19 protein-coding genes are annotated in these 23930 nt (G+C 72.7%); 11 read left to right on the top strand and 8 right to left on the bottom strand.

Translation table 11 applies throughout. The features are described 5' to 3' along the window. Positions 1-161: 161 nt before the first annotated feature. From ACSRUE_RS25670 to ACSRUE_RS25660, 3 genes are all read left to right on the top strand, one after another. Positions 162-1742 (top strand): aldehyde dehydrogenase family protein, encoded by a 1581-nt coding sequence (locus ACSRUE_RS25670; RefSeq protein WP_441285891.1) that lies wholly within the window; start codon positions 162-164, stop codon positions 1740-1742. A 163-nt stretch (positions 1743-1905) separates the two neighbouring features. Continuing rightward, positions 1906-2109, top strand: a complete 204-nt coding sequence (locus tag ACSRUE_RS25665) for a hypothetical protein (protein ID WP_441285890.1) — start codon at positions 1906-1908, stop codon at positions 2107-2109. Then, positions 2106-2339 (top strand): hypothetical protein, encoded by a 234-nt coding sequence (locus ACSRUE_RS25660; RefSeq protein WP_441285889.1) that lies wholly within the window; start codon positions 2106-2108, stop codon positions 2337-2339. Before ACSRUE_RS25665 ends, ACSRUE_RS25660 begins: the two co-directional genes overlap by 4 nt. Before the next feature lie 57 nt (positions 2340-2396). On the opposite strand, the gene ACSRUE_RS25655 is transcribed toward ACSRUE_RS25660, so the two are convergent. Beyond that, on the bottom strand, positions 2397-3650 hold the full coding sequence (locus tag ACSRUE_RS25655; protein WP_441293128.1) for an FAD-dependent monooxygenase: 1254 nt from the start codon (positions 3648-3650) through the stop codon (positions 2397-2399). Positions 3651-3739: 89 nt separating this feature from the next. Between ACSRUE_RS25655 and ACSRUE_RS25650 the strand changes: the two genes are divergently transcribed. Then, positions 3740-4285 carry a TetR/AcrR family transcriptional regulator gene (locus ACSRUE_RS25650; RefSeq protein ID WP_441285888.1) on the top strand — a complete coding sequence of 182 codons (546 nt, stop codon included), beginning with the start codon at positions 3740-3742 and terminating at the stop codon, positions 4283-4285. A gap of 343 nt (positions 4286-4628) precedes the next feature. Here the strand turns inward: ACSRUE_RS25650 and lon are convergent, their stop codons facing one another. The 4 genes from lon to ACSRUE_RS25630 all read right to left on the bottom strand — a co-directional run bounded on the left by lon (position 4629) and on the right by ACSRUE_RS25630 (position 10554). Beyond that, the gene (lon, locus tag ACSRUE_RS25645) at positions 4629-7028 is read right to left on the bottom strand and encodes an endopeptidase La (protein ID WP_441285887.1); all 2400 of its coding nucleotides are present in this window, start codon (positions 7026-7028) and stop codon (positions 4629-4631) included. A gap of 235 nt (positions 7029-7263) precedes the next feature. Next, a complete protein-coding gene (locus ACSRUE_RS25640) occupies positions 7264-9069 on the bottom strand; it encodes an LA_2272 family surface repeat-containing protein (RefSeq protein WP_441285886.1) in 1806 nt (601 codons plus the stop codon). A gap of 49 nt (positions 9070-9118) precedes the next feature. Next, positions 9119-9955, bottom strand: a complete 837-nt coding sequence (locus ACSRUE_RS25635; RefSeq protein WP_441285885.1) for a tetratricopeptide repeat protein — start codon at positions 9953-9955, stop codon at positions 9119-9121. Continuing rightward, entirely contained in the window at positions 9952-10554 is a 603-nt protein-coding gene (locus tag ACSRUE_RS25630) for an RNA polymerase sigma factor (protein WP_012237139.1), read from the bottom strand. Before ACSRUE_RS25630 ends, ACSRUE_RS25635 begins: the two co-directional genes overlap by 4 nt. A 519-nt stretch (positions 10555-11073) precedes the next feature. Here ACSRUE_RS25630 and ACSRUE_RS25625 point away from each other — a divergent pair. Next, positions 11074-11550: a hypothetical protein gene (locus ACSRUE_RS25625; RefSeq protein ID WP_441285884.1), complete on the top strand. Its 477-nt coding sequence runs from the start codon at positions 11074-11076 to the stop codon at positions 11548-11550. A 172-nt stretch (positions 11551-11722) separates the two neighbouring features. Here the strand turns inward: ACSRUE_RS25625 and ACSRUE_RS25620 are convergent, their stop codons facing one another. Continuing rightward, on the bottom strand, positions 11723-12424 hold the full coding sequence (locus ACSRUE_RS25620) for a glutathione S-transferase family protein (RefSeq protein WP_441285883.1): 702 nt from the start codon (positions 12422-12424) through the stop codon (positions 11723-11725). 18 nt (positions 12425-12442) lie between these two features. Here ACSRUE_RS25620 and gcvA point away from each other — a divergent pair, with 18 nt between their 5' ends. Beyond that, complete coding sequence (gene gcvA / locus ACSRUE_RS25615) at positions 12443-13378, top strand: transcriptional regulator GcvA (RefSeq protein WP_441285882.1); 936 nt, start codon at positions 12443-12445, stop codon at positions 13376-13378. 10 nt (positions 13379-13388) lie between these two features. Here gcvA and ACSRUE_RS25610 read toward each other — a convergent pair whose 3' ends face one another. Continuing rightward, a complete protein-coding gene (locus ACSRUE_RS25610) occupies positions 13389-14012 on the bottom strand; it encodes a TetR/AcrR family transcriptional regulator (RefSeq protein ID WP_441285881.1) in 624 nt (207 codons plus the stop codon). A 288-nt stretch (positions 14013-14300) separates the two neighbouring features. Between ACSRUE_RS25610 and ACSRUE_RS25605 the strand changes: the two genes are divergently transcribed. Then, a complete protein-coding gene (locus tag ACSRUE_RS25605) occupies positions 14301-15791 on the top strand; it encodes a serine/threonine-protein kinase (protein WP_441285880.1) in 1491 nt (496 codons plus the stop codon). A gap of 10 nt (positions 15792-15801) precedes the next feature. Then, the gene (locus ACSRUE_RS25600) at positions 15802-16914 is read left to right on the top strand and encodes a hypothetical protein (RefSeq protein WP_441285879.1); all 1113 of its coding nucleotides are present in this window, start codon (positions 15802-15804) and stop codon (positions 16912-16914) included. 83 nt (positions 16915-16997) lie between these two features. On the opposite strand, the gene ACSRUE_RS25595 is transcribed toward ACSRUE_RS25600, so the two are convergent. After that, the gene (locus ACSRUE_RS25595; protein WP_441285878.1) at positions 16998-18464 is read right to left on the bottom strand and encodes a PQQ-dependent sugar dehydrogenase; all 1467 of its coding nucleotides are present in this window, start codon (positions 18462-18464) and stop codon (positions 16998-17000) included. 281 nt (positions 18465-18745) lie between these two features. Between ACSRUE_RS25595 and ACSRUE_RS25590 the strand changes: the two genes are divergently transcribed. The 3 genes from ACSRUE_RS25590 to nrfD all read left to right on the top strand — a co-directional run bounded on the left by ACSRUE_RS25590 (position 18746) and on the right by nrfD (position 23930). Continuing rightward, on the top strand, positions 18746-19396 hold the full coding sequence (locus tag ACSRUE_RS25590; RefSeq protein ID WP_441285877.1) for a cytochrome c3 family protein: 651 nt from the start codon (positions 18746-18748) through the stop codon (positions 19394-19396). Between the two features lie 155 nt (positions 19397-19551). Next, positions 19552-22587, top strand: coding sequence for a TAT-variant-translocated molybdopterin oxidoreductase (locus tag ACSRUE_RS25585; RefSeq protein WP_441285876.1), 3036 nt, complete (start codon positions 19552-19554; stop codon positions 22585-22587). Further along, positions 22584-23930, top strand: coding sequence for an NrfD/PsrC family molybdoenzyme membrane anchor subunit (gene nrfD / locus ACSRUE_RS25580; protein ID WP_437766818.1), 1347 nt, complete (start codon positions 22584-22586; stop codon positions 23928-23930). Before ACSRUE_RS25585 ends, nrfD begins: the two co-directional genes overlap by 4 nt.

Genomic DNA, 23930 nt, shown 5'->3' with positions numbered 1-23930 from the left:
ATCGACCGCGATCATGCGGAGAATCGTCGGGATTCATCGGGAAACAGCGCAAATGCTCATTTGCTGTACCTTCTCGGGAAGGGTAGGGTCCCGGCGTCGAGCAGCGAGCCACGGAGGCGATCCGGCAAGCGACGCGGGCTCGACAGGCGGAGGGATCGAACATGGGTCAGGTGGTGAGCGAGCGCCCGATCGGGGGCAACGGCAGCGGTCCTGGCATGAACGGGCACGGGGGCGCGGCGATCCGCAGCTACGCGCCCGCGACCGGGGAGCTCCTTGGAGAGGCTCCGAACACCAGCGCCGAGGAGGTGCGTGCCGCGGTCGCCCGGGCGCGGCGCGCGCAGGAGGCGTGGGGCGCGCTGCCCGTGGAGGAGCGCTGCCAGCGCGTCCTTCGCTTCCGCGACGCCCTCGTCGATCGCACGGACGAGATCGTCGATCTGCTCTCGCGCGAGTGCGGCAAGCCGCGCCACGAGGCGCTGCTGCACGAGGTCCTGGTCGCGGCCGACATGGCGACGTACTTCGCGCAGGTCGCCCCGAAGGCGCTCGAGCCGCACGAGATCAAGCTCCACCTCTTCAAGCACCGGCGCAGCTGGGTCCACTACGTCCCTCGCGGCGTGGTCGGCGTGATCTCGCCGTGGAACTTCCCGTTCCAGCTCGCGCTGCGCGACGTGCTCGCGGCGATCGTCGCCGGCAACGCCGCCGTGCTCAAGCCGAGCGAGGTGACGCCGCTCATCGCGCTCAAGCAGAAGGAGATCTGGGACGGCGCGGGCATGCCCGAGGATCTGTTCCAGGTCGTCACCGGCTACGGGCCGACCGGCGCGGCGCTCATCGACAGCGGCATCCAGATGCTCCTGTTCACCGGCAGCGTCGGCACCGGGAGGAAGGTCGCCGCCGCCTGCGGCGAGCGCCTCATCCCGTGCGTGATGGAGCTCGGCGGCAAGGCGCCGCTCATCGCCTGCGCGGACGCGGACATCGAGCGCACGGCGCAGGCGATCGTCTTCGGCGGCTTCGCGAACGCGGGGCAGGTGTGCGTCGCGGTGGAGCGGGTCTATGCGCACCGCGAGATCCACGATCGCCTGCTCGAGCGCACCGTCGAGATCACGAAGGGGCTGAACCAGGGTGATCCGGGCAAGGAGTTCGTCGACGTGGGGGCGATCATCTTCCCGCCGCAGATCGACGTCGCCGAGCGGCACATCAAGGACGCTGTCGACAAGGGGGCGACGGTGAAGGCCGGCGGCAAGCGCGCGCCGGGGCAGGGCCAGTTCTTCGAGCCGACGGTCCTCGCCGGCTGCGATCATGCGATGACGGTGATGACCGAGGAGATCTTCGGGCCGGTCGTGCCGTTCATGCAGGTCGCGACCGAGGAGGAGGCGATCCGCCTCGCGAACGAGTCGCACCTCGGCCTCAACGCCTATGTCTTCTCGGAGGACACCGATCACGCCCGCCGGCTCGCCGAGCGCCTGCAGGCCGGCAGCGTGCTGGTGAACGACGTGCTCATGAACGGCGCCCTCCCCGACGCGCCGTTCGGCGGCGTCAAGCAGAGCGGCTTCGGCCGGGTGATGGGCGAGGACGGGCTCCGGCAGATGTGCGACGTCAAGCACATCAACGCGGACCGCATCGCGCTGGGGTCGAAGGACCCGACCTGGTTCCCCTACACGGCGGCGTCGTACAGCTGGTTCAAGCGGGGCATGCGCGCGCTCTTCTCGAGCGGCGGCTTCCTGCGGCGCATCGGGGAGCTGTTCTAGGACCGCGCTGTCGACAGGGCGGCGGGAAAATCCAGAAAATTCAGCCGGTCTGGTGCTCGATTCCCGATGTGCAAACGTCGGGTGGAGGCGCCGGCCTCCTGGTTTTCCGCACCAGACGCGCGCACGCTTGCATCCCTGCCCCCTCCTGATCCACGCTGAACTCATGCCTACCCGGCCCGGTTCCTTGCCGAGCGACCCCATCCTGGCGGCCCTCGATCGCGCGCCGCGTGTCCAGAGGCTCACGCCGGAGCAGCGCGCCGAGCTCGATCAGGACCTCGCTGACATCGCGGCGGGCCGGGCGCGCCTCGTCGCTCACGAGGATCTGCCGCGGGCCCTGGAGGAGCTGGCCCGCGAGCAAGGCGGATGAGCTTCCGCGTCGTCTGGAACTTCCCTGCTCTGGTCACGTTTTACAGTCTGCCGATGCACTCGGCCTTCATGATCGACCGGGCGGTCGTTCGCTTCGCGGAGACGGGCGAAGGCGAGCTCGCGTGGGAGGCGCCCTACCACCTCCTCAGCGCGGGCTTCCACGACGTTGTGCTCACGATCGAGCGCGAGGCGCAGACGATCACCGTGCTCCGCATCTACCGCGCTCGCTGAGCGCTACGGCGCCGCAGGCCGATGTCACCCGAGCGGCACATCAAGGATCCACCCGCGTCACGGCGCGTCCGCGAGGACAGCAGACTGGCGGATCGCCGCCGGCGCCCGCGCGTATTCCTTGAGAGCAATCGAGTCGTGCAGCCGGACCCCGTGGCTGCTCAGCTTGGCCAGCACGCGCGACACCCCGCGCGGCGCCACGCTGACCAGGCGGCCTATCTGCGCCAGCGCCCACAGCTCGAGCCGGCTGCCCGGGACCAGGCGCCTGGCGGCGTTCAGCGCGAACACCCTGCTGCGGCGCACGTAGTCGGCCAGCTTGCGCTCGCAGGCCTGGAACGCGCGCGCGTGGTCGCCGCCGGCCGCGGCCAGCTCGCCGGCGAGGATATAGGCGCCCACCACCGCGAGGCTGGTGCTGCCGCCGACGGCCGGCCCGGGCGAATAGCCGGCGTCGCCGGTCAGGGTGACGCGCCCGCGTGACCACGAGTCCATGCGCAGCTGCGTGATCGAGTCGAAGTAGAACGCCGGGGTCCGATCGAGCTCGGCCATCAGCCGCGGCACCTCCCAGCCGGCCCCGGCGAACGCCTCGCGCAGCAACTGCTTCTGCCGCGCGACGTCGCGGTGGTGGACATCGAGCTCGCGCGGGCTGCGGAACAGGAACACCGCGCGCGCGTCGTCGATCGTGTGCGAGCCGTAGATCGCCGCCATCCGCCCGACCCCGCCGAGCACGATCGCGTGGTCGTGCAGCCCCAAGTAGTTGGGGATCGAGATCACCGCGAGGTAGGCGCCGATGAAGCGGGCGAACTGCCGCTCCTCGCCGAACACCAGCCGCCGCACGTTCGAGTGCAGCCCGTCGGCGCCGATCACCAGATCGAAGCGCCGCGGCGCGCCGCGCTCGAACGTCACGTCGACACCGGCCTCGTCCTCGGCGAGCGAGGCGATCGAGTCGCCGAACACGTACTCGACGTCGCCCCGGGTCGCGTCGTGGAAGATCTCGCTGAGATCGTCGCGCATGATCTCGACGTGGCGGTCGGACACCGCGTGCATCAACCGGCCGACGTCGATGTCGACCTGCCCTTGCACCCCTTCGCGCAGCATCGTCATGCGCTCGGTGCCGGTCTTCTTGGCCACGACCCGCGCCAGCACGCCCATGCGTTCGACGATGTCCATCGCCGGCCGAAACAGGTCGACCGCGTGGCCGCCCGTCTTGCGCAGCGTCGGCGCGCGCTCCACCACCGTGGGCCGAAACCCGTGCCGCTCGAGCCAGTACGCCAGCACCGGACCGGCGATGCTGGCGCCCGAAATGAGGATCTCCATGGGCCCCTCCTTACTTACCGATAGGTAATCATGCGGCCCCGTCTTGCACAAGGCTTACCGAACGGTAAGTAAGCGGCTACGCTGCGCAGGTGCCCCGAGCCCGGCCCTCCGACACCAAGGCGCGAATCCAGGCGGTGGCGCGCGAGCTGTTCGCGCGCCAGGGAGTCCAGCGGACCAGCCTGCGCGAGATCGCCGATCACCTCGGCATCACCAAGCCCGCGCTCTACTACCACTTCGACTCGCGCGAATCGCTGGTCGCCAGCATCGTCGAGCCGCTGCTCGCGGAAATGGACGCGTTCGTCGCCGAGCGCGAGGGGGGCCCGCAGCCTGATTCGCGCGTCCTGCTCGCCGACTACTTCGATCTCCTGCACCGCCACCGCGACACCCTCACGATGGTGGTCCGCGACCTCGCCACGCTCGCCTACCTCGACCTGGGCATGCGCATGATCGAGTGGCGCCGCCGCCTGATGCGCCTTCTCATCGGCCCGCGCCCCTCCCTCGCCGCCCGCGCCCGCGCCGTCGTCGCCATCGGCGGCCTCTCCGACTGCGTCATCGAGTTCACCGACGTGCCCATGGAGAAGGTCAAGTCGGTCGCCGTCGAGGCCGCCCTCGCCGCGCTCGCGCCGACGTCATGAATCGCGTACGCATGCCTCACTGCCGTGCAGCTCGGCGCCCTTCGACCGGCACCCCCGAGACGATGGGAGCGCCGGCGGGGGGCTGTGCGCGGCGGCGCGCGGGTGGGCGCGGCGAGCACCGAACGAGGTGCCATAAGGTTCCAGGAGGCTCCACGCCCCAGGCGCGCCTTGTGTGGCGCGCGACGGAACGTCTCAGAAGGCATGGCCCGAAGTGAGACATGCCCGGGCGGTGGCTCATGCGCAAGCTCTCCCGCCCCGGTCTTGGCGGATGGCCGAGCGCCCGCCCGCGCGCCGCCGCGCACAGCCCCCCGCCGGCGCGGCGGCTCGGCTCAGCCCCTCTCCGCTACGCAGCCGCCGCCGGCTCCCCCGCCGCCGCCCCCGCCGCGCCGCCCGGAACCGCGGCCTCGATCGGCGCCTCCTCCAGCGCCGCCGCGATCACCTGGCTCATGTCCTCGACGAAGATGAGCTCCAGCTCGGCCCGCACCTCCTTCGGGATCTCCTCGGCGTCGCGCGCGTTCTTCTGCGGCAGGACGACCCGCTTGATCCCGGCGCGGTGCGCCGCGAGCACCTTGGATTTGATCCCGCCGACCGGCAGCACCCGCCCGCGCAGCGTGCACTCGCCCGTCATCGCCGTGTCCGAGCGCACGCGCCGCGCGGAGAGGAGCGACGTCAGCGCCGTGAACATCGTCACGCCCGCGGACGGCCCGTCCTTGGGCACGCCGCCCGCAGGGACGTGGATGTGCAGGTCCTCCGCCTCGAGCTTCGCCGTGTCGACGCCGAGCTCGACGGCGTGGCTGCGCACGTAGGTGAGCGCCGCCTTCGCCGACTCCTTCATCACGTCGCCGAGCTGACCCGTGATCTCGACCCTCCCCTTCCCCGGCATCCGCGACGTCTCGATGAACAGGATGTCCCCGCCCACCGGCGTCCAGGCGAGCCCGGTCGCGACGCCAGCGACGCTCGTCCGCTCCGCCACGTCGCTGAAGAACCGGACCTTGCCAAGGTACGTCCCGAGATCGCTCGCCTCGACCACCACGCGCGGCGCCTTGCCGTCCGCCGCGCGGGCGATCTCCAGCGCGACCGCCCGGCAGAGCTTCTTGATCTCCCGGCCGAGCTGCCGCACCCCGGCCTCGCGCGTGTAGTCGCGCACGATCGCCGCGAGCGCCTCGTCCGTGATCGAGAGCGACCCCGGGTCGATCGCGTGCTCCTTGAGCTGCTTCGGGACGAGGTGCGACCGCGCGATCGCGATCTTCTCGTCCGGCGTGTAGCCGGACAGCTCGATGACCTCGAGCCGGTCCCGCAGCGGCGCCGAGAGCGCGCCGAGATCGTTCACCGTGCAGAGGAAGACGACCTCCGACAGATCGAACGGGAGCTCCAGGTAGTGGTCGACGAACGTCCGGTTCTGCTCCGGATCGAGCACCTCCAGCAGCGCCGCCTCGGGCGAGCCCCGCCACCCGGCGCCGAGCTTGTCTACCTCGTCGAGGAGCACGATCGGGTTCTTCACCTTGGCCTTCTTCAGCGCGTGCACGATCCGGCCGGGCAGCGCGCCGACGTACGTCCTCCGGTGGCCGCGCAGCTCCGCCTCGTCGTGCACGCCGCCGAGCGAGATGCGCACGAACGGGCGGCCCGTGGCGTCGGCGATCGACTGGCCGAGCGAGGTCTTGCCCACGCCGGGCGGGCCCGCGAAGCACAGGATCGTCGCGCGCGCCTTCCCGGTCAGCTTGATCACCGCCATGTGCTCCAGGATGCGGCGCTTCACGTCGTCGAGGCCGCGGTGATCCTCGTCGAGCTTCGCCTTCACCGCGTCGAGGTCGTCCTTCACCTCCGCCCTCGCGCTCCACGGCAGGTCCGCGATCCACTCGAGGTACGTGCGGATCACGTTGTGCTCCGCGCTCTGCGGGCCGACCGACTCGAGCCGGCGGAGCTCCCGATCGGCGACGGCGCGCGCCTCCTCGGGGAGCCCGGCCTCGTCGAGGCGCCGCCGGAGGACCGCCAGCTCGTCCTCGCCCTCCTCGCCGCCCGCGAGCTCCTTCTGGATGGCCCGGAGCTGCTCGCGGAGGATCGCCTCGCGCTGGCCCTTGCCGAGCTCGCGCCGCACGTCGCCGTCGATCTTCTTCTTGAGGTCCGCCAGCGCGGACGCCTCGGCGAGCAGGCCGGCGACCCGCTGGAGCCGAGGGACCACGCGGAGCTCGGAGAGCACCTCCATCTCCTTCTCGGTGGGCAGGCCGAGCGCGCCGGCGACCTGATCCGCGAAGACGCCCGGCTCCGCCCGGCTCGTGGCGGCGATCTCGGCGAGGTTCGTCCCCGTCTTCGGGCCGACCTCGCGGGCGCGCTCGCGCAGCGACGCCGCGAGCAGGCGCGCCTCCTCGGCGTCGCCGAGGAACTCGGGCGCGAGGGTGCCCTCGGCCCGCCACGTCGGCTCGGTCTCGACCAGGGCCGAGAGCGCGAAGCGATCGAGCCCCTCGATCACCAGCCGGTAGCCGTTCGAGACGCGCGAGATGTCGACGACCCGCGCGAACGTGCCGATGTCGTGGAGGTCCTCGCGCCGCGGATCCTCGCGCTTCGGATCGCGCTGGGCGATGACGCCGATCACGTCGCCGGCGTGGACGGCGTTGAGCAGCGCCACCGAGCGGGGGCGCCCCACCGGGAGCGTGAGCACGGTGCCGGGAAAGAGGACGCCGGTGCGGAGCGGGAGCAGGGGAAAGGGCGAACGAGGCGCGCTGGCGCCGCTGCGAAGCTGGCTCATGCGAACTCCTGTGGCAGCGGTCGGCTCGCGCCATCCCTGCCGGATCGGTCGAAGGTCGGGTGGACTGCGTGGACAGCGCGCCGCCCCTCCGCCCGTGAGGGCGGCGCAGCGCGCGGATGGGCTCACGTAGACCGCCGCGAGCAACCGCTCGGGCGAGCTCCATGAATCGATGAACGAAAAGTAAATTCGTTCACGCGTCCGTCAACCCGCCCTGCTGACGAGCGCGACGGCTGGATCAGAACGCCTGTACGCCGAGCACGAGGCCGGGCCAGGCGCGCTCGGTGCTGCTGGCGTCGGAGCCGAGGGGGGCGCTGCCGTACGGGCTCAGCTGGGCGTCCTTCGGGGTGCCGCTGAACGCGACGTTGACGCTGGGACCCCCGAAGAGCGCGAGCTCGGGGAAGAGGCGGAAGCCGAGGAGCGCGCGCGCCTGCGCGATGGTGGCCGCGGGCTCGAGCGTCGAGGGCTCGTGGAGCGTGTACCCGAGCACGTCGAGGTCGATATAGGCGCGCTGGTGGATGGAGATGCGGCCACCCAGGCCGAGCGCGGAGACCAGGAGAGGGCGGTTGCCGATCGTGCGAAGGCCGACGCCGTAGATGTTGTGGATGTGGTCGCTCCCGTTCTTGAGGCCGGCCACCACGATGCCGGACTCGAGCCCCCAGACGTCCACGTGCAGGCGGCCCTTGCGGATGAAGTTGAACAGCCCGAGCGAGAACGGCGAGTCGTCGGCGTAGTTGACGAGGCCGATCTGCGCGCCCCCCACCTTGCCGGTGGCGACGTTCAGGAGCCCGATCTGCAGGCCTGTCGACTCGCCCGCGGCCACGTTGGCCACGCTGATCTGCGTGCCTGTCGACTTGCCCGCGGCCACGTTGACGACGCCGACCTGCACGTCGGTCGCTGCGCCCGTGGCGACGTTGGCCACGCCGACCTGCACGTCGGTCGCGTCGCTCACGGCGACGTTGGCCACGCCGACCTGCAGGTCCGTCGAGGCGCCCGCCGCGACGTTGGCCGCGCCGAGCTGCGCCCCGTCCACGGCGCCGACGGCGACGTTGATCGCGCCGCCCTGCGCGCCCGTGACCGGGCCGACGGCGACGTTGAACGAGCCGACCTGCGCGCCCCAGAGCGGTCCGGCGACGTTGAGCCCCATCGTGATCTGCGCGCCGCGCGCCGGACCGAGCACGAGGTTGGCGCCGGACGAGAGCTGCGCGCCGCACAGGAACGACGACGCGATGTTGACCCCGACGCCGAGCTCGAGGCCCGCGACGCCCGCCGTGTACCCGGCGACGAGGTTCAGCGAGTAGCGGCGGACGACGTTCGTGCCGTCGAAGGTCGAGGTGCCGACGAACGGCAAGACGTCGGCGCCGAGGCGGACGACCTTCGCGCCGGGGAGCACGCACCGAGGAGGCTCCGGTGGCGCGGGGGCGGGGCGCGTCGCCTTCGCGGGGCGCGCGGCGCGGGGAGGCGGCGTCGGCCGGCCGGCGGCGGGAGGCGCGGGGGGCGCCGCAGGCGATGGCTGCGCCGCCGGCGGCGCCTCGGGCGGGCGCTTGCCGAGCGCCGCCGCGAGCTCCGCCGCCTCGTCCCGGACGAGGTTGCCCGCGAGCAGGGCGATCGCCTCGGCGGCGCGATCGGGATCCTCCGGGACGTCGATGGTGCGCTCGATGCGGCGGCCGTCCGCGGCGCTGTAGCTCAGCGTGACGCGGCCGTCGGGCTCGCCGCGGAGGACCAGCGTGGAGCGCCCGGCGGTCGCCGCGCGGGCCAGCGTGACGTCGGCGCCGAGCTCGCGCCCGATGGCGGCGCGCACCGCGTCGGGATCGAGCGTCCACGGCGCGCCGTCGACGACGAGCTCGACGCCCGCGGCGCTCGGCTCCTCGGCGAGGGCGGGCGCGGGAGGCGCGGTGACCGCGGCGACGGCGCCCGCGGCCGCGAGCGCGTGCAGAAGGAGGACGCCCGCGCGGAGGCCTGCGCCGCGCGCGGACGTCTTCCGGTCACGGCGCGGCGAGCCCCGCGGCGGCGCGGGGAGAGGTGCGAGGGCGGGTGTGTTCATCGACCGTGCTGTGCCCGCTCGCGGCGCGTTCGTTCACGCGCCGCGACGTTCACTCGTCCGCGCTGCGCATCGCCTCGAGCAGCGAGCGCGACTCGTCCTTCCGGTAGCCGCCGAAGGCGCCCTGCGCGAATGGATCGAGCGCCCGCCGCGCCTCGTCCTTGCGGCCGAGGCGAACGAGGCAGAGGGCGCGGTTGTACTGGGCCTCCACCGCGAAGCGGCCGCGCGGGGCGGCGGCCAGGTACGCGTTCCACGCGTCGAGCGCGGCCGCCGGGTTGCGCTCGACGAAGTGCGCGCGGTGCGCCGCCTGGTAGAGCGCGTCCGCGTCGGGGCCGGCCGGCGGGCGCTCGATGGCCTGCGGATCCCCCGCAGCCGGCCGCGGCGCGGTCGGCTGGCGCGCGGCGCTCGGCGCGACCGGGCGCGAGGCCGACCGGACCGGCGCGACCGCCAGCACCGGCGCGCGCGGCGGCGCAGGGGCGATCGGGGGCTCCGCGAGCGGCGCAGGCGGCGGCGGCTCCGGCGCGACCGCCTCCGCGCTCGCCTCGGCCGCAGGCGGCGCGGGCGCCTCGGCCGCGTGCCGCGGCCCGGACAGCGCGCGCTGCGGCGGCGGCGCGGGCGGCATGGCGGGCGCCTCGGAGACGCGCAGCCCGAGCCGCGACGCGAGGTCGTCCCAGCCGCCGGGGAACCAGCGCGCGGCCGAGGCCCACGCGACCGATCCGACGAGCACGGCGGCCAGCGGGACCACCACGCGGACCATCGCGAGGCGGCGGGCCCGCTGGGCCTTCAGGCTCCTCATCACGCGGGCGCGCGTCTCGTCGCGGCGGCCGCGCGACGCGTCTGCCTCCGCGCGCAGGGCGCGCGCGGCCTCGCGGAGCACGTCGTCCTTCATGGGGCCCTCTCCTCCAGCAGCGTACGGAGCTTCTGCTTGGCGTGGAACAGCCGCGTGCGCACGGTGGCCTCGGGCACGCCCATGATCTCGGACGCCTCTCGCGCGCTGCGCTCCTCGACCTCGCAGAGCACGAACGCCACGCGCTGCGCCGTCGGCAGCGCGTCGAGGGCGCGGTTCAGGGCCTGGGCGAGCGCGGCGCGGCCGGCTTCCCGCTCGGGGCTCGACGCGTGCTCCTCGTCCGGCTCCAGGGCGAGCCGCTCCATGGCGGCGCGGCGCCGCGCGGCCGCGCGGAGGTGGTGGCGGGCGTGGTTGACCGCGATCGCGATGAGGAACGTCTTGAGCGACGAGCCGCCGCGGAACCGCTGCGCGGCCTGCGGCAGGCTGATGAAGACGTCGTGGGCCAGGTCCTCGGCGGACGCGTCGTCGCCGGTGAGGCGGCGAGCGAACCCGCGCACCGCGCCGTAGTGCCTGTCGTACGCCTCGCCGACCGCCGCGGCGTCCCCGCGCCGCAGCCGCTCGACGAGCTCCTCCTCCGCGTCCTGCGCGCGCTCGGCGCCGCGGGAGAAGAAGAACGGCATGAGGAGCGCCATGGTCTTCATCGGGCGCCACCTCTCCCCGGCGCGCGGGGGCTCGGCGTCGCCGGACGGCTGTGCCCCCGGAAAACCCGCTGCTCGCTCCGTCCCATCTCCGTCCATCCCTGCGCCATCATCGTTACACCCGAACGCGCTCGGCGGCGTTGCCCGTGTGCCATCAACAAGCGTCGGAGAGCCCGGGTCGGCGTGAGGCACACCCCGTCGTGCCCGGCGTGGAGGAGAGCGTTCATGGTCGGCGCGTCGGTTTCGTGCCCGGAGGGGTCGGGAACGTTCAACCCCGGTCGGCGAAATCGACCGCCGGAGATCCGGACGGCCGAAATCGACGCCAGGGGGCGCGATCGACCGCCGGGGTCCATCCCGCCGCCCGGGAGCTCCGGACCGGCGACCGTCGAGATCGTGCGCAGGCGCGCGACCCGTTGAACGGAGCGCGCGGCAGCGGGCACGCAGCTCCGAGTGGGCAGAGGGCGCCGCGCCGACGAGCCGCGCCGCTGCCCTGGATCCATCGCTGATCAGGAGTGAGGAACGATGAACATGCGCACGGCCTTCGAGTGGGGTCTCGGTCTCTCTTTGTCCGTCTTCTCGATGACGGCGGTCGGTTGCTACATTGAGACTGGCGACGACTGCTACTGGGACGACGACTGTGTCGATGCGCCCAGGGTCCACGACGCTCCCGACTTCGAGCGCCCGGACCCGGAGGAGGACACCCAGGAGCCCGATGGTGAGGACGGCGCGAGCAGCAGCGGCGGCGAAAGCAGCGCGAGCGGCGGCGGCGAGAGCTCACCAGGAACCCCGGGCGCCTGCCAGGCGTCGTGCGACTGCCCGAGCGGCGACGTGTGCGTCGAGGGGCTCTGCAAGACGCCGTGCGCGGCCTCGTGCGAGTGCCCCGAGGGCGAGTCGTGCGAGGGTGGCTATTGCGCGCCCCCGCCGGAGCCGGCCATCTCCTGCGAGGCGTCGTGCGATTGCCCGAGCGGCAGCGAGTGCGTCGAGGGCGTCTGCACCTGAGCCGCGAGGCGCTCCCCGGGCGCACAGAGCGCGCACAGAGCCCTGAGCTCGAAGCGCGCCGCATCGTGCGCCTCGTCAAGTTGCGCGCTCTCATCCCCACAGCCCCGCTCCTGACCGCCGAACGGGTGAACTCCGCGACGCGGGGCAATCAGCGCGGCGGGGGAGCCCGGGCTCACCGCGACGGGATGAGCCGCTCGAGCCGGGACACGTACCCCGGCAGCTCCGCCGCCAGCGCTCCGGGCAGCGCCCGGTCCGCTTCGAACAACATCGCCAGGTTGCCGTAAAGCGCCGCGTCCGCGAGGCTCGGGGCCTCGCCGAACAGGAACGGCGATCGCTTCAGCGTCCGGACGGTCGGCGCGAGCAGGGTCCTCGCGCGCTCGAGCAGCGCCGGGGTGTCGCGCTCCCACTGCTCGATACAGCCAGCGCCGAACTTGCGCTCCTTGATCAGCGTGTACAGGGCGCGCTGACCCGGCCGCTCCCAGGCGTCGCGGATGCGCGGCGACGCGATTCGAAAGAGCACGTCCTCCAGCGGTCCGTCGCAGAAGTCCGCGTAGGCCCAGACCGGGCCCTCGAGGACATCCAACGTCAAGCGTCGGGCGGCAGGGTCCTCGAGCAGGAGCTCGCAGATCCGCCGCGACTCGACCGTCACCCGGCCGTCGTCGCCGACCAGCACCGGCACGTAGATATAGCCGCCGGTCACGCGGGCCAGCTCGTCGCGATCATCGTACGGCACCTCGACCAGCTCGTACGGGCGGCCCAGGAGGTCGAGCAGCATCTGAACTTTGCGGGCGAAGGGGCTATATCGGAGTCGGTAGAGCTTCATGACTCCCGGGATACCGCGGCGCGCCTGGACGAGCGAACGAATGTTTTCCATGGTACATGAGAAATTCTCATGACCAGCCCCGCCCCGGGGGATCGCCCTCCGCCGCTGCCGTCGCTCACCGCCCTTCAGGCGTTCGAGGCCGCGGCGCGCCATTCGAGCGTCACCCACGCGGCGCGCGAGCTGGGCGTGACCCAGACGGCCATCAGCCACCAGATCCGCGCCCTCGAGGACACGCTGGAGACAGCGCTGTTCCGGCGCTCGCCGCGCGGCATCAGCCTGACGGAGGACGGCGAGCGCTGGGCTGCGGAGCTGGGCGTCGTGTTCGCCCGGCTGCGCGAGGCGAACGCCCGCTTGCGGCGGCCCGCCGCGGACGTGCGGCCCGCCGTGTCGGTCAGCGTCACGCCGTCGTTCGGGGCGCGCTGGCTCGTGCCGCGGCTCGGGCAGTTCCTTGTGAGCCACCCGGAGGTGGACGTGCGCATCTCCGCCACCGAGCGCCTCGTCGATCTCGCGAGAGAGCCGGTGGACATCGGCATCCGTTACGGACTCGGCAGCTACCCGGGCCTGGTGACCGTCAAGCTGGCGGACGACGCCCTGATCGTGGCCGCCGCGCCGAGCGTCGCGAGCAAGCGCGCGCGCTGGCGCGTCGAGGACCTGAGCCACGAGGTGTTGCTCGGGGACGACCACCCCGACGCCTGGGGCCGCTGGTTTCGCGAGCGCTCGCGCCGCCTGCCGGCCCGGGTGCGCCACAGCCAGCTCACCGACTCGTCGATGCTGGTGGACGCGGCGGTGCGCGGTCAGGGGGTGGCGCTCGCGCGCTGGTCGCTCGCGGCCGCAGAGCTCGATCTCGGCCGCCTGGTGCTGCTCTTTCCGAGGCTCCCGGCGCTGCCGACGGGCCTCGCTTACTACCTCGTGAGCACGCGCGCGAGCCTGCGGCGAAAGCCGGTTGCCGCCTTCAGGGACTGGGTCGTATCCGAGTCCGCGAGCCTGCGCAGGCCAGGAGGCTGACGGCGCGGCGTCAGCCCCCCGGCTCGCGGGCGGGCCCGCGGCCGACGAGGCCGTAAAGGACGATCCGGTGGACCGCGGACAGCATCGCCTCGACCTCTTCGCGGGAGCCCTGGAACAGCCACGGAGGAGCGAAGCTCGCATAGGCGCGCAGGAGGGCGCGGGCGGTGAGCTCGGGGTCGGCGGCGTCGAGCGCGCCGGCGCCGGCGCCGCGCGCGACGAGATCGCGGAGGAGCGCGCGCTCCTCGTCGAGGAAGCGGGCGTGGGCGGCCTTCACGGCGCGGCTCTGGCAATGCACGAGATCGCACGCGTGCGCGCCCGAGCCGGCGAGCTCCAGGAAGGCGCGCGCGCGGGCGTCGAACACCGCCCGCAGCCGGTCGCAAAAGGGCACGTCGTCCCGGACCGCGGCGGCGCGCATCGCGGCCATGACGGCGCGGTGCTCGCCCTGGGAGAGCTCCTCGACGATGGCGTCCTTCGAGGCGAACTCCAGGTACACGGCGCCGACCGCGATCTCGGCCTCGCGCGCGATGTCGGCGACGGTCGTCTTGGCAGGCCCGTACCGGCGGAGGAGCCGCTCTGTCGCCTCGAGGATCCGCTGGCGCCGCTCGCTCGCGCCGCCGGGGTAACCGTGCTCCATGAGGTGAGCGATGTTCTCCCGGATTCACGGCCGGGGGAAGCGTCCTGGCGGCGGCCGGCAGGGACATGGGGACGCCACGGCGCGCGGGCACGGGCGGGGCCGCGCGCTGGCCGCCGGCGATGGCGCACGAACCCGACGGCGCGCGGGCCGCGCCGGCGCGACGGAGCCCAGCCCCGAGATTGATCGCCGTACGCCCGGCGGCTATCGTGGGCTGGCTTTGCACCCGATTTTCCGCGAAGATCGCGCTGTTCACGGGATCCGCGGTCCGGCGCGCGAGGGGACCGAGCCATGACGAGCACCGGGCCGACACACGACGAAGCCGAAGGGCTGGTGCGACCGGGGCAGGTCATCGCCGAGAAGTACCGCGTCGAGCGGGTGATCGGCGCCGGCGGGATGGGCGTCGTCGTCGCCGCGACCCACCTCCAGCTGGAGGAGCGGGTCGCGATCAAGCTGCTCCTGCCCGAGGCGGCGAAGTCGCGCACGCTCGCCGAGCGCTTCGTGCGCGAGGCGCGCGCCGCGGTGAAGGTCAAGAGCGAGCACGTGGCGCGCGTGACCGACGTCGGGACGCTCGACTCCGGCACGCCGTACATGGTGATGGAGTACCTGTCGGGCAGCGACCTCGCCGACGCGCTCCGCGCGGGCGGGCCGATGACCCCGCAGGCGGCCGTCGAGTACGTCCTCCAGGCCTGCGAGGCGCTCGCCGAGGCGCACGCCGCGGGCATCATCCACCGCGACCTCAAGCCGGCGAACCTGTTCCTCACGCGGCGCGCGGACAGCTCCCCGTGCGTGAAGGTGCTCGACTTCGGGATCTCGAAGGTGGCGACCGGCGGCTCCGACCCGCGGATCACCGACACGAAGGCCATCATGGGGTCGCCGCTCTACATGTCGCCCGAGCAGCTCAAGTCCTCGCGCGACGTCGACGCGCGCACCGACATCTGGGCGCTCGGCGTCATCCTGTTCGAGCTGCTCACCGGCGCGCCGCCGTTCGACGGCGCGACGATGCCGCAGCTCTGCGTGGCGATCATGCAAGGGATCCCGAGCCCCCTCGCCGCGTTCCGCTCCGACGTACCCCCGGCGCTCGAGGCGGTGATCCGCAAGTGCCTGGAGAAGCTGCCGGAGCAGCGGTACCGCCACGTCGGGGAGCTGGCCGAGGCGCTCGCGCCGTTCGCGACCGGGCGGGCCCGGCTCTCCATCGACCGGATCAGCGGGATCTCGCGGAGCTCGGGGCCCCCGCGGCCGGAGCTCCCTTCGGCGAGCGGGGTGACCTCGCCGACCGTGGTGAACACGTCGCTGAACACCTCGCCGACGTGGAGCGGGACGGTCGTGACGCGAAAGCGGCCGGTGGGGCTCGCCGTCGCGGCCGGCGCCTTCGTGTCGCTGATCGCCGCGATCGCAGTCTTCGCGTTCCTGACGTCCCGCGCTCGCGGCGACGGCGCAGCGACCGAGCCGACCGCCAGCGCCTCGGCCGCGCCGTCGCCGGCGGACGCCGCGGCACAGCCGCCGACCGCGCCCGCGTCGCTCTCGCCGACCGTCACGCCCGGCGGCACCGAGGCCCCCGCGCCGACGGACGACCGCACGGCGGCGCCGGCCCCGGCCGAGATCGCCCCTGCGCCCCCCGCGACGCCGGCCAGCGGCAAGCCCGCGGCGCCGCGCCGGCCGAGCGCCGCACCGCGACCCCCGGCCACCACGCACGCCACGCAGCAGGCGCCGGCCACCCGGCCGCCCGCCGCCCCGGCCGCTGCGCCGCCCGGCGGCAACCTGTTCGACGATCGCAAGTGAGGACACCACCATGACGAGCCTGCCCGTGAAGCACCTCGGGCGCCTGCTGGCGCTCGCGATGTTCCTTGCCGCCCTCCTCTCGGGCGGCCGCGACGCGAGGGCCGACACGGCGGCCGCGCAGGCCCTGTTCGACGCAGCCAAGCAGCTGATGGCCCAGGGCAAATACGCCGACGCGTGCCCCAAGCTCGAGGAGAGCCAGCGGCTCGACCCGGGGATCGGCACGCAGTTCAACCTCGCGGCCTGCTACGAGCAGCTCGGCCGGACGGCGAGCGCCTGGTCGATGTTCCTCGATGTGGCCGGCGCGTCGAGGGCCGCCGGCCAGCTGGAGCGCGAGAAGGTCGCGCGGCAGCGCGCCGCCGCGCTCGAGCCGCGGCTCATCCGGCTGACGATCACGGCGCCGGCCGACTCCCCGGCCGACCTCCAGGTGAAGCGCGACGGCGCCCTCGTCGGGCGCGCGCAGTGGGGCACGCCGGTGCCCGTGGATCCCGGGAAGCACACGGTCGAGGCCTCCGCCGCCGGCCGAGCGCCGTTCGCGAGATCCGTGGAGCTCACCCGGGCGGGTGCCTCGGAGACGCTGGCCATCCCGCCGCTGCCCGCGGGCGCACCGGCGCGCGACGCCGCGCTCCCGCCGAGCGGCCCCCCCGCGCCTGCGGGCGCCGCCGCGCCCCCTCCGGGCGGCCCCGCCGCGCCGCGAGCGAGCGGGGCCCCGCTCGCGCCGGTCGCCGCGCACGCGCCGGCGCCCCCGGCTGCGCCGCTGACCAAGCGCCGCAGCAAGGGGATGATGGTCACCGGCATCGTCCTGACGAGCCTCGGCACCATCGCCATCCTGGGCGGGGGCCTGGTGATCGCCTCCACCCCCTCGTGCTCCGGCGACAGCTGCGGGTACGACACCTCCAGCGACCCGTTCGCCGACGACACGGTCTACGAGGAGGACGACGCGGATGGCGCCGGGGTCGGGCTCGTCGTCGGCGGGCTCGTCCTCGCCGGCGTCGGCATCCCGCTCGCCATCATCGGCGGCCGCAAGGTGCCGGTGCAGCCCGAGAAGCAGGCTGCCTCCACGCCGGCGCCGCCGCCCGAGCTCGTCATCGGCCCGCGCTACGCCGGGCTCCGCTGGTCCATGTAAGCGCCGGCGCTGGCGCGGCGCGCACGGCCGTGCGTCGGCGCGGCGAACGGGGGCCTTGAGGGCTCACTGCGAACCGTGAGCGCTCATTCCGGATCGATGCGGTACACGGTGCCGCCGAGATCGACCACGTAGACCTCGCCGGCGCCGTCCTGCCCGAAGCTGGCGATGCTGTAGCCGAACGACCCGAGCTCGTCCGTCCGGTCGACGGGCGCGGAGGCCACCCCGCCCTCGTAGGTGAGCGTCCAGACCCTGCCGCTGCAGTAATCACCGTAGAAGTAGCTCCCCCGGAGCCACGGGATCCTGCTGCCCCGGTAGACGTAGCCGCCGGTGACCGAGCAATCCTCGATGACCCGCCCGGCGTGGCCGTACTCGACGGCAGGGAGCGTGATGGTCCCCTCGAGATCGCAGCTCTCCGCGGGGATGAAGCAGTGCGCGCCCTCCATCCGGCGCCAGCCGTAGTTCTTCCGTCCCTGCCCGGCCGGCTCGATGTTGATCTCTTCCCAGAGGCGGTGACCGACGTCCGCGATGTAGAGATCGCCCGTGCACGCGTCGAAGCTGAAGCGGTACGGGTTCCGCAAGCCATGGTCCCAGATCTCGGGCAGGACGCCTTCGCCCGTCATGTTCCCTTCCGGGATGCTGTACGGGTGTGTCGAGACGTCGAGGCGAAGGATCTTCCCGAGCAGCGTCGTGAGCGCCTGGCCATTGCCGATGTCGGCATGGTTGGGGCCGGCGTCGTTGTTGTCCCCGCCGTCGCCGAGCCCGAGATAGAGGAAGCCGTCGATCGGGCTGAACTCGAGCGAACCGCCGTTGTGGTTCCGATGTAGATCCACGACCTCGAGGTACGTGGCCACCGGGTCTGGACTGGCCACGTCCGGTCGCTCTCCCCGTGCGAACTCGACCACACGCGCGTTGCCGCCCGTCGCCTTGTCCGTGTAGTGGACGAAGAAGCGACCGCCGTCCTCGTAATCGGGGTGGAAGGCGAGCCCGAGGAGGCCGCGCTCGCCGTTGTCATTGAACAAGACGCGATCCCGGATATCGAGAAACACCTTGGGCTCCGCCGCTCCGTCGTCGAGGACGAGGATCTGGCCAGGCTGCGTCAGGATGAAGAGCCGCGTGGGGTCGCCCGGCGCGGATTTCACGAGGAGCGGGTGATCGAGGCCGGAGACGAGCGTGGTGAGCTTCAGCGCGCCCTCGTCCTCGCTCGGCGGCGCGCAGCTGAACCCCGCCGCGGGCTCACCGCCGCCGGCTCCGCTGCCGCTGCCGCTGCCGCCGCTGCCGCCGACTCCGCCGCCGCCGCCAACCCCGCTGCCGCCAGCGCCGCTCGCGGCAGCCCCGCTGCCGCCACCCCCACTCGCGCCAGCCCCGCTGCCGCCCGTCTCGCTGCGGCCCCCCCCGCTCGCGTCCGCTCCGCCGCCTGCGGCCGACGAGGTCGCGCCGGGCGGCAGCGGAGCGAGCGACTCCTCGCGCGAGCAGGCGATGAACGCGAGCTCGGCCGCCAGAGAAAGCGCGATGATCGGAAGGGGCGACAGGGCTGAGCTCGACGGCCTCATGGCTTGACGATATCGTAGATCGAAGCCCCAGGGCGGCGGAGATCCGGTGTTGGAGGCGCCCGCGCGCCCCGCGCGCCCCGCGCGCCCCGCGCGCCCCGCGCGCGATCGAGGGCGCACGCCGCGCGCGCACGCCGGACGGCGCCGCTGCGGGCCCCCCTGACGCGCCTGTGCCGGCGTTCGGGGCGTGGCGATATCGCGAAACGAGCCCCGCGATCCACGCATCGATATCGATGGAACCGGCCCCATCGCCGCACTTCGAGCGAGGCCGACCACACGAGAGCATGGCATCCGTTTTTCCGCGCTGGAGCAACACCGCTTTCCGACTCGCCATCGCCGCCGTCATCCTCGGCGGCGCGGCGGCCGTGGCAGCGCCGATGATCTACGTGCGCTCGGATTGGAACACCGGGCGGCACCTGCCCGTGCAGCAGCCCGTGCAGTTCGACCACAGGCACCACGTGCAGGACGACGCCATCGATTGCCGGTTCTGCCATTACACGGTCGGACGGTCGGCCACGGCGGGCATGCCATCGACAGCGGACTGCATGGGCTGTCACAGCCAGATCTGGAATCAGAGCCCCAAGCTCGAGCTCGTCCGGAACAGCTATTTCTCGGACACGCCGATCGTCTGGAACCGCGTCAACGACGTGCCCGACTTCGTCTATTTCAACCACGCGATCCACGTGAACAAGGGCGTCGGCTGCGTGACGTGCCACGGCCGCGTGGATCAGATGCCCGAGGTCCGGCAGGTGACGCCCATGACGATGGGCTGGTGCCTCGAGTGCCACAGGGCGCCGGAGCGCCACCTCCGCCCGCTCTCCGCGATCACGGACATGGACTGGGACCCCGGCCCCGACGCGGACCGGACCGGCCGGCAGATCGCGCAGCAGCTCGGCGTGCAGCACCTCGTCCACTGCTCGGCCTGCCACAGGTGAGCGCGCGCGGGCGCGAACGGAGCGACACACAGGGGATCATCGACGAGCAACCAGGACACCTACGAGAGCGCGAGAGGACGAGGGGCCATGGGCGGCCAGCAGCGGAGCGCCGTCAGGGCGGCGGCGCGGATCCAACGATGACCTGAAGAGGGACGATGGCTGATCAGAAACACATCCCGTGGAGCGCCGCGCTCGACGGCAAGACGGGTAAAGCGTACTGGCGCAGCCTCGCGGAGCTCCTCGAGTCACCAGAGCTCCTCGAGGCCGCGGCGCGGGAGCTCCCGGCGAGCGCGGGCAATCCGGCCGTGATGAGCCGGCGGCGCTGGCTCGAGCTCCTCGGCGCGAGCATGGCGCTCGCCGGCGTGTCCGGGTGCAGATCGAGGGCCGGGGACAACATCGTCCCTTACGTGACGACGCCGCCCGAGGTGACGCCGGGCGTGCTCCGGTATTACGCCACCAGCCTGGATCTCGACGGGTTCGCGACGGGCATCCTCGTCGAGAGCCACGAAGGGCGGCCGACGAAGGTCGAGGGCAACCCGCAGCACCCGGCGAGCCTCGGCTCGACCGGCGTCTACGAGCAGGCGTCGGTGCTCGGCCTCTACGATCAGCACCGCGCGCGCGCGGCGCGCCGCGGCGCCGCCCCGGCGACGTGGCGCGCGTTCGTCCAGCAGTTCGAGGGCGCCCGGAGCGATCGCGGCGCCGGGCTCCGGTTCGTCCTTCGGCCCACCGGCTCTCCGCTCCTCCTCGACCTCATCGGCCGCGTCCAGGCGCGCTATCCGGCGGCCCGGTTCACGTTCTACGCGCCCGCGCGCTCGGCGGACGCGGCGCGCGGGGCCGAGCTCGCCTTCGGCGCTCCGCTCCAGGCGCAGTACGACTTCCGGACAGCCGACGTCGTCCTCGCGCTCGACGCCGACTTCCTCGCGTCGATGCCGTTCAGCGTGCGGTATTCGCGCCAGTTCGCGGAGCGCAGGCGCATCGGCTCGCCGACAGGCACCATGAACCGGCTCTATGTGATCGAGCCCGGGCTGACCCCGACCGGGAGCATGGCCGATCACCGCCTGCGCAAGCGGCCGAGCGACGTGCCGGCGATCGCCGCGGCGATCGCGGCCGAGCTGCTCCTGACCGAGGGCGCGCGCCCGGGGCTCATCCCTCCCCAGGCGCTCGGCGCGCTCGATCCGCTCCGGGCGCGGGTCAGCGAGGCGGAGAGGCGCTTCGCCCGGGCGGTGGCGCGCGACCTCGCGCGCGGGGGCGCGGCGAGCGTCGTCGTCGCCGGGGAGCGGCAGCCTCCCGGGGTGCACGCGCTCGCGCACCTCATGAACGCGGCGCTCCGCAACGACCGCGCGGCGTGGACCACCGCGGGGACCTTGATCACGGCAGGCGCCGCCGAGCAGGACCTCACGGCGCTCGCCGAGGAGCTCCGCCGCGGCGCCGTCGACACCCTCGTGCTCCTCGAGAACAACCTGGTTTACACGGCGCCCGCGGATCTCGAGATCGCGGCGCTGCTCCGCTCCGTCCCGAGCCGGGTCTACCTCGGGCTCTACGAGGACGAGACCGCCGCGGGCTGCGACTGGTTCATGCCCGCCGCGCACGACCTCGAGGCCTGGGGAGACGCGCGCGCGTACGACGGCACGAGCTCGCTGATCCAGCCGCTCATCGAGCCGCTCTTCCAGGGCAGGACCGCCGCCGAGGTGCTCGCGGCGTTCGCGGGCGAGACGCAGAAGAGCGCGCGCGACCTCCTGCGCGAGGCCTGGGCCGCGCGCCGGGGCGGCGCCGATTTCGACGCGTTCTGGGAGGACGCGCTCCGGCGCGGGCTCGTCGAGGGCACCGCGGCCCCGCGGGAGGACGTCAAGCTGCGGCTCGACGGGGTGGCCGCGGCGCTCGCGCAGCTCGCGGCGGCGGCCCCGCCGAAGGCGGACGCCATCGAGGTCGCCTTCTCGGTCGGCGCGAGCGTCTATGACGGCCGGTTCGCCAACAACCCCTGGCTCCTCGAGCTGCCCGATCCCATGACGAAGCTCACCTGGGACAACGCCGCGCTGCTCAGCCCGGCGACGGCGAAGGCGCTCGGCGTCGAGAGCGAGGACGTGGTCGATCTCGATCTCGGGGGGCGAACGATGTCGATACCGGTCCTCGTCGCGCCGGGGCACGCCGACGGCACGGTGTCGCTGGCGCTCGGTTACGGGCGCAGCGGGGCCGAGTCGGTCGCCGCGGGGGTGGGGTCCGACGCGTACCGGCTCCGCACCACGGCCGCGCCCTTCTTCGCGGCAGGCGCCTCGGTGACGAAGCGGCCGGACCAGAAGCACAAGCTCGCCCTGACGCAGAGGCACTGGAGCCTGGAGGGGCGCCCCATAGCGCTCTCGATCCCGCTCGCCGTCTACCGCGAGCGCCCCGACTTCACGGAGGCGCTCAAGGGGCCACAGCCGTCCCTCATGCCCCCGACGCCTCCCCCCGGGGCGCCGAAGGACCAGTGGGCCATGACGATCGATCTCACGATCTGCACCGGCTGCAGCGCGTGCGTCACCGCGTGCCAGGCCGAGAACAACGTCCTCGTGGTGGGCAAGGAGGAGGTCCTGAACAGCCGCGAGATGCACTGGCTCCGCATCGACACGTACGTGGTGGACAACCCGCGAGACCCGAGCGACCCGGCCGTCGTCCACCAGCCCATGCTGTGCCAGCACTGCGAGAAGGCGCCGTGCGAGTACGTGTGTCCCGTGAACGCGACGACGCACAGCCCCGACGGGCTCAACGAGATGACCTACAACCGCTGCGTCGGGACGCGGTTCTGCTCGAACAACTGCCCGTACAAGGTCCGCCGCTTCAACTGGTTCGATTACGGCGAGCTCCGCGCGTACAACACGGGGCTCACGAAGCTCCAGCGCAACCCCGACGTGACGGTGCGGGAGCGCGGCGTCATGGAGAAGTGCACGTATTGCGTCCAGCGGATCCGCCGGGCGGAGATCGCCGCGCGGGTGGAAGACCGCGCGATCCGCCCCGGAGAGGTCGTCACCGCGTGCCAGCAGGCCTGTCCGACGCAGGCGATCCAGTTCGGCTCCCTCGCGCACGGGGAGACAGCGATGGTGGCGTGGCGGGGCGAGCCGCGGAGCTACGCGGTGCTCCACGACCAGGGCACCCGGCCGAGGACCATGTACCTCGCGCGCGTCGGCAACAAGAACCCGGAGCTCGACGAGCCGTGACGGCGCCCCTCATCCTCGGCCGGCCAACCGACGAGGAGCTCTCCGAAGAGCTCCTGTCGGTCGTCTGGAAGCCGCGGTCCAGGCTGTGGTGGGCGGCGTTCGCCCTGACCGGCGCCGGGACGGTCGTGCTCGCGCTCGCCATCCTCTACACCGTCACCACCGGCATCGGGGTCTGGGGAAACAACATCCCGGTGGGCTGGGCGTTCGGGATCATCAACTTCGTGTTCTGGATCGGCATCGGCCACGCGGGGACGTTCATCTCCGCGATCCTGCTCCTCCTGGAGCAGCGCTGGCGCACGAGCATCAACCGGTTCGCCGAGGCGATGACCCTCTTCGCCGTCATCCAGGCGGGCATCTATCCGCTCCTGCACCTCGGCCGGCCGTGGTTCGCCTACTGGCTCGTCCCCTACCCCGCGACCCTGAGGGTATGGCCCCAGTTCAAGAGCGCGCTGCCGTGGGACGCCGCGGCCGTGTTCACGTACTTCACGGTCTCTCTCGTCTTCTGGTACATCGGGCTCATCCCCGACTTCGCGGCCCTCCGCGACCGGGCCCCGAGCCGCCTCCGCCGGGTCGTCTACGGCGTCCTGTCGCTCGGCTGGCGCGGCTCCGCTGTCACCTTTCGTCACTACCGGCTCCTCTACGGGCTGCTCGCCGGGCTCGCGACGCCGCTCGTGCTCTCGGTGCACTCGATCGTGAGCACCGATTTCGCGATGGCGCTCGTCCCTGGCTGGCACTCGACCATCTTCCCCCCGTTCTTCGTCGCCGGGGCCATCTTCTCCGGGTTCGCGATGGTGCTGACGCTGCTCATCCCGGCGCGCCGCATCTTCCACCTGGGGAACGTCGTCACCCAGCGGCACATCGACAACCTGAGCAAGCTCGCGCTCGTCACCGCCTGGATCGTCATCTACTCGTACATCATCGAGCTCTTCGCCGCCTGGTACAGCGGATCGGAATACGAGATCTACCAGTTCTTCGTCGCGCGCCCCGCCGGGCCGAACGCCGCGATCTTCTGGGCGCAGATGATCTGCAACGTGCTCGTCCCCCAGCTGCTCTGGTTCCCGCGGGTCCGGAGGAACATGCCCTTGCTCTGGATCATCTCGATCCTCCTGAACGTCGGGATGTGGTCCGAGCGGTTCGTGATCATCGTCATGGGGCTGCAGCGCGAGTTCATCCCGTCGGCGTGGCACGCCTACCACCCGACGTACGTCGATATCTCGATGTTCATCGGGACGATCTGCTTCTTCCTGCTGCTCGTCCTGATCTTCCTCCGCCTCTTCCCGTTCATCCCGGTGGCCGAGGTCAAGGAGCTGAACCACGAGCTCAGCCACAAGGAGGAGCACTGA

It is taken from the genome of Sorangium sp. KYC3313, assembly GCF_052075895.1.
Classification (GTDB): domain Bacteria; phylum Myxococcota_A; class Polyangia; order Polyangiales; family Polyangiaceae; genus Sorangium; species Sorangium cellulosum_B.
Note: the sequence above shows the minus strand (reverse complement) of the source record. Positions and strands in the feature narration are given on the sequence as shown.

Bases quoted from the DNA above. Each gene is read 5' to 3' on its own strand.
- ACSRUE_RS25670 (WP_441285891.1), top strand. From the start codon at position 162: ATGGGTCAGGTGGTGAGCGAGCGCCCGATCGGGGGCAACGGCAGCGGT.
- ACSRUE_RS25665 (WP_441285890.1), top strand. From the start codon at position 1,906: ATGCCTACCCGGCCCGGTTCCTTGCCGAGCGACCCCATCCTGGCGGCC.
- ACSRUE_RS25660 (WP_441285889.1), top strand. From the start codon at position 2,106: ATGAGCTTCCGCGTCGTCTGGAACTTCCCTGCTCTGGTCACGTTTTAC.
- ACSRUE_RS25655 (WP_441293128.1), bottom strand. From the start codon at position 3,650: ATGGAGATCCTCATTTCGGGCGCCAGCATCGCCGGTCCGGTGCTGGCG.
- lon (WP_441285887.1), bottom strand. From the start codon at position 7,028: ATGAGCCAGCTTCGCAGCGGCGCCAGCGCGCCTCGTTCGCCCTTTCCC.
- ACSRUE_RS25640 (WP_441285886.1), bottom strand. From the start codon at position 9,069: ATGAACACACCCGCCCTCGCACCTCTCCCCGCGCCGCCGCGGGGCTCG.
- ACSRUE_RS25635 (WP_441285885.1), bottom strand. From the start codon at position 9,955: ATGAAGGACGACGTGCTCCGCGAGGCCGCGCGCGCCCTGCGCGCGGAG.
- ACSRUE_RS25630 (WP_012237139.1), bottom strand. From the start codon at position 10,554: ATGAAGACCATGGCGCTCCTCATGCCGTTCTTCTTCTCCCGCGGCGCC.
- ACSRUE_RS25625 (WP_441285884.1), top strand. From the start codon at position 11,074: ATGAACATGCGCACGGCCTTCGAGTGGGGTCTCGGTCTCTCTTTGTCC.
- ACSRUE_RS25620 (WP_441285883.1), bottom strand. From the start codon at position 12,424: ATGGAAAACATTCGTTCGCTCGTCCAGGCGCGCCGCGGTATCCCGGGA.
- gcvA (WP_441285882.1), top strand. From the start codon at position 12,443: ATGACCAGCCCCGCCCCGGGGGATCGCCCTCCGCCGCTGCCGTCGCTC.
- ACSRUE_RS25610 (WP_441285881.1), bottom strand. From the start codon at position 14,012: ATGGAGCACGGTTACCCCGGCGGCGCGAGCGAGCGGCGCCAGCGGATC.
- ACSRUE_RS25605 (WP_441285880.1), top strand. From the start codon at position 14,301: ATGACGAGCACCGGGCCGACACACGACGAAGCCGAAGGGCTGGTGCGA.
- ACSRUE_RS25600 (WP_441285879.1), top strand. From the start codon at position 15,802: ATGACGAGCCTGCCCGTGAAGCACCTCGGGCGCCTGCTGGCGCTCGCG.
- ACSRUE_RS25595 (WP_441285878.1), bottom strand. From the start codon at position 18,464: ATGAGGCCGTCGAGCTCAGCCCTGTCGCCCCTTCCGATCATCGCGCTT.
- ACSRUE_RS25590 (WP_441285877.1), top strand. From the start codon at position 18,746: ATGGCATCCGTTTTTCCGCGCTGGAGCAACACCGCTTTCCGACTCGCC.
- ACSRUE_RS25585 (WP_441285876.1), top strand. From the start codon at position 19,552: ATGGCTGATCAGAAACACATCCCGTGGAGCGCCGCGCTCGACGGCAAG.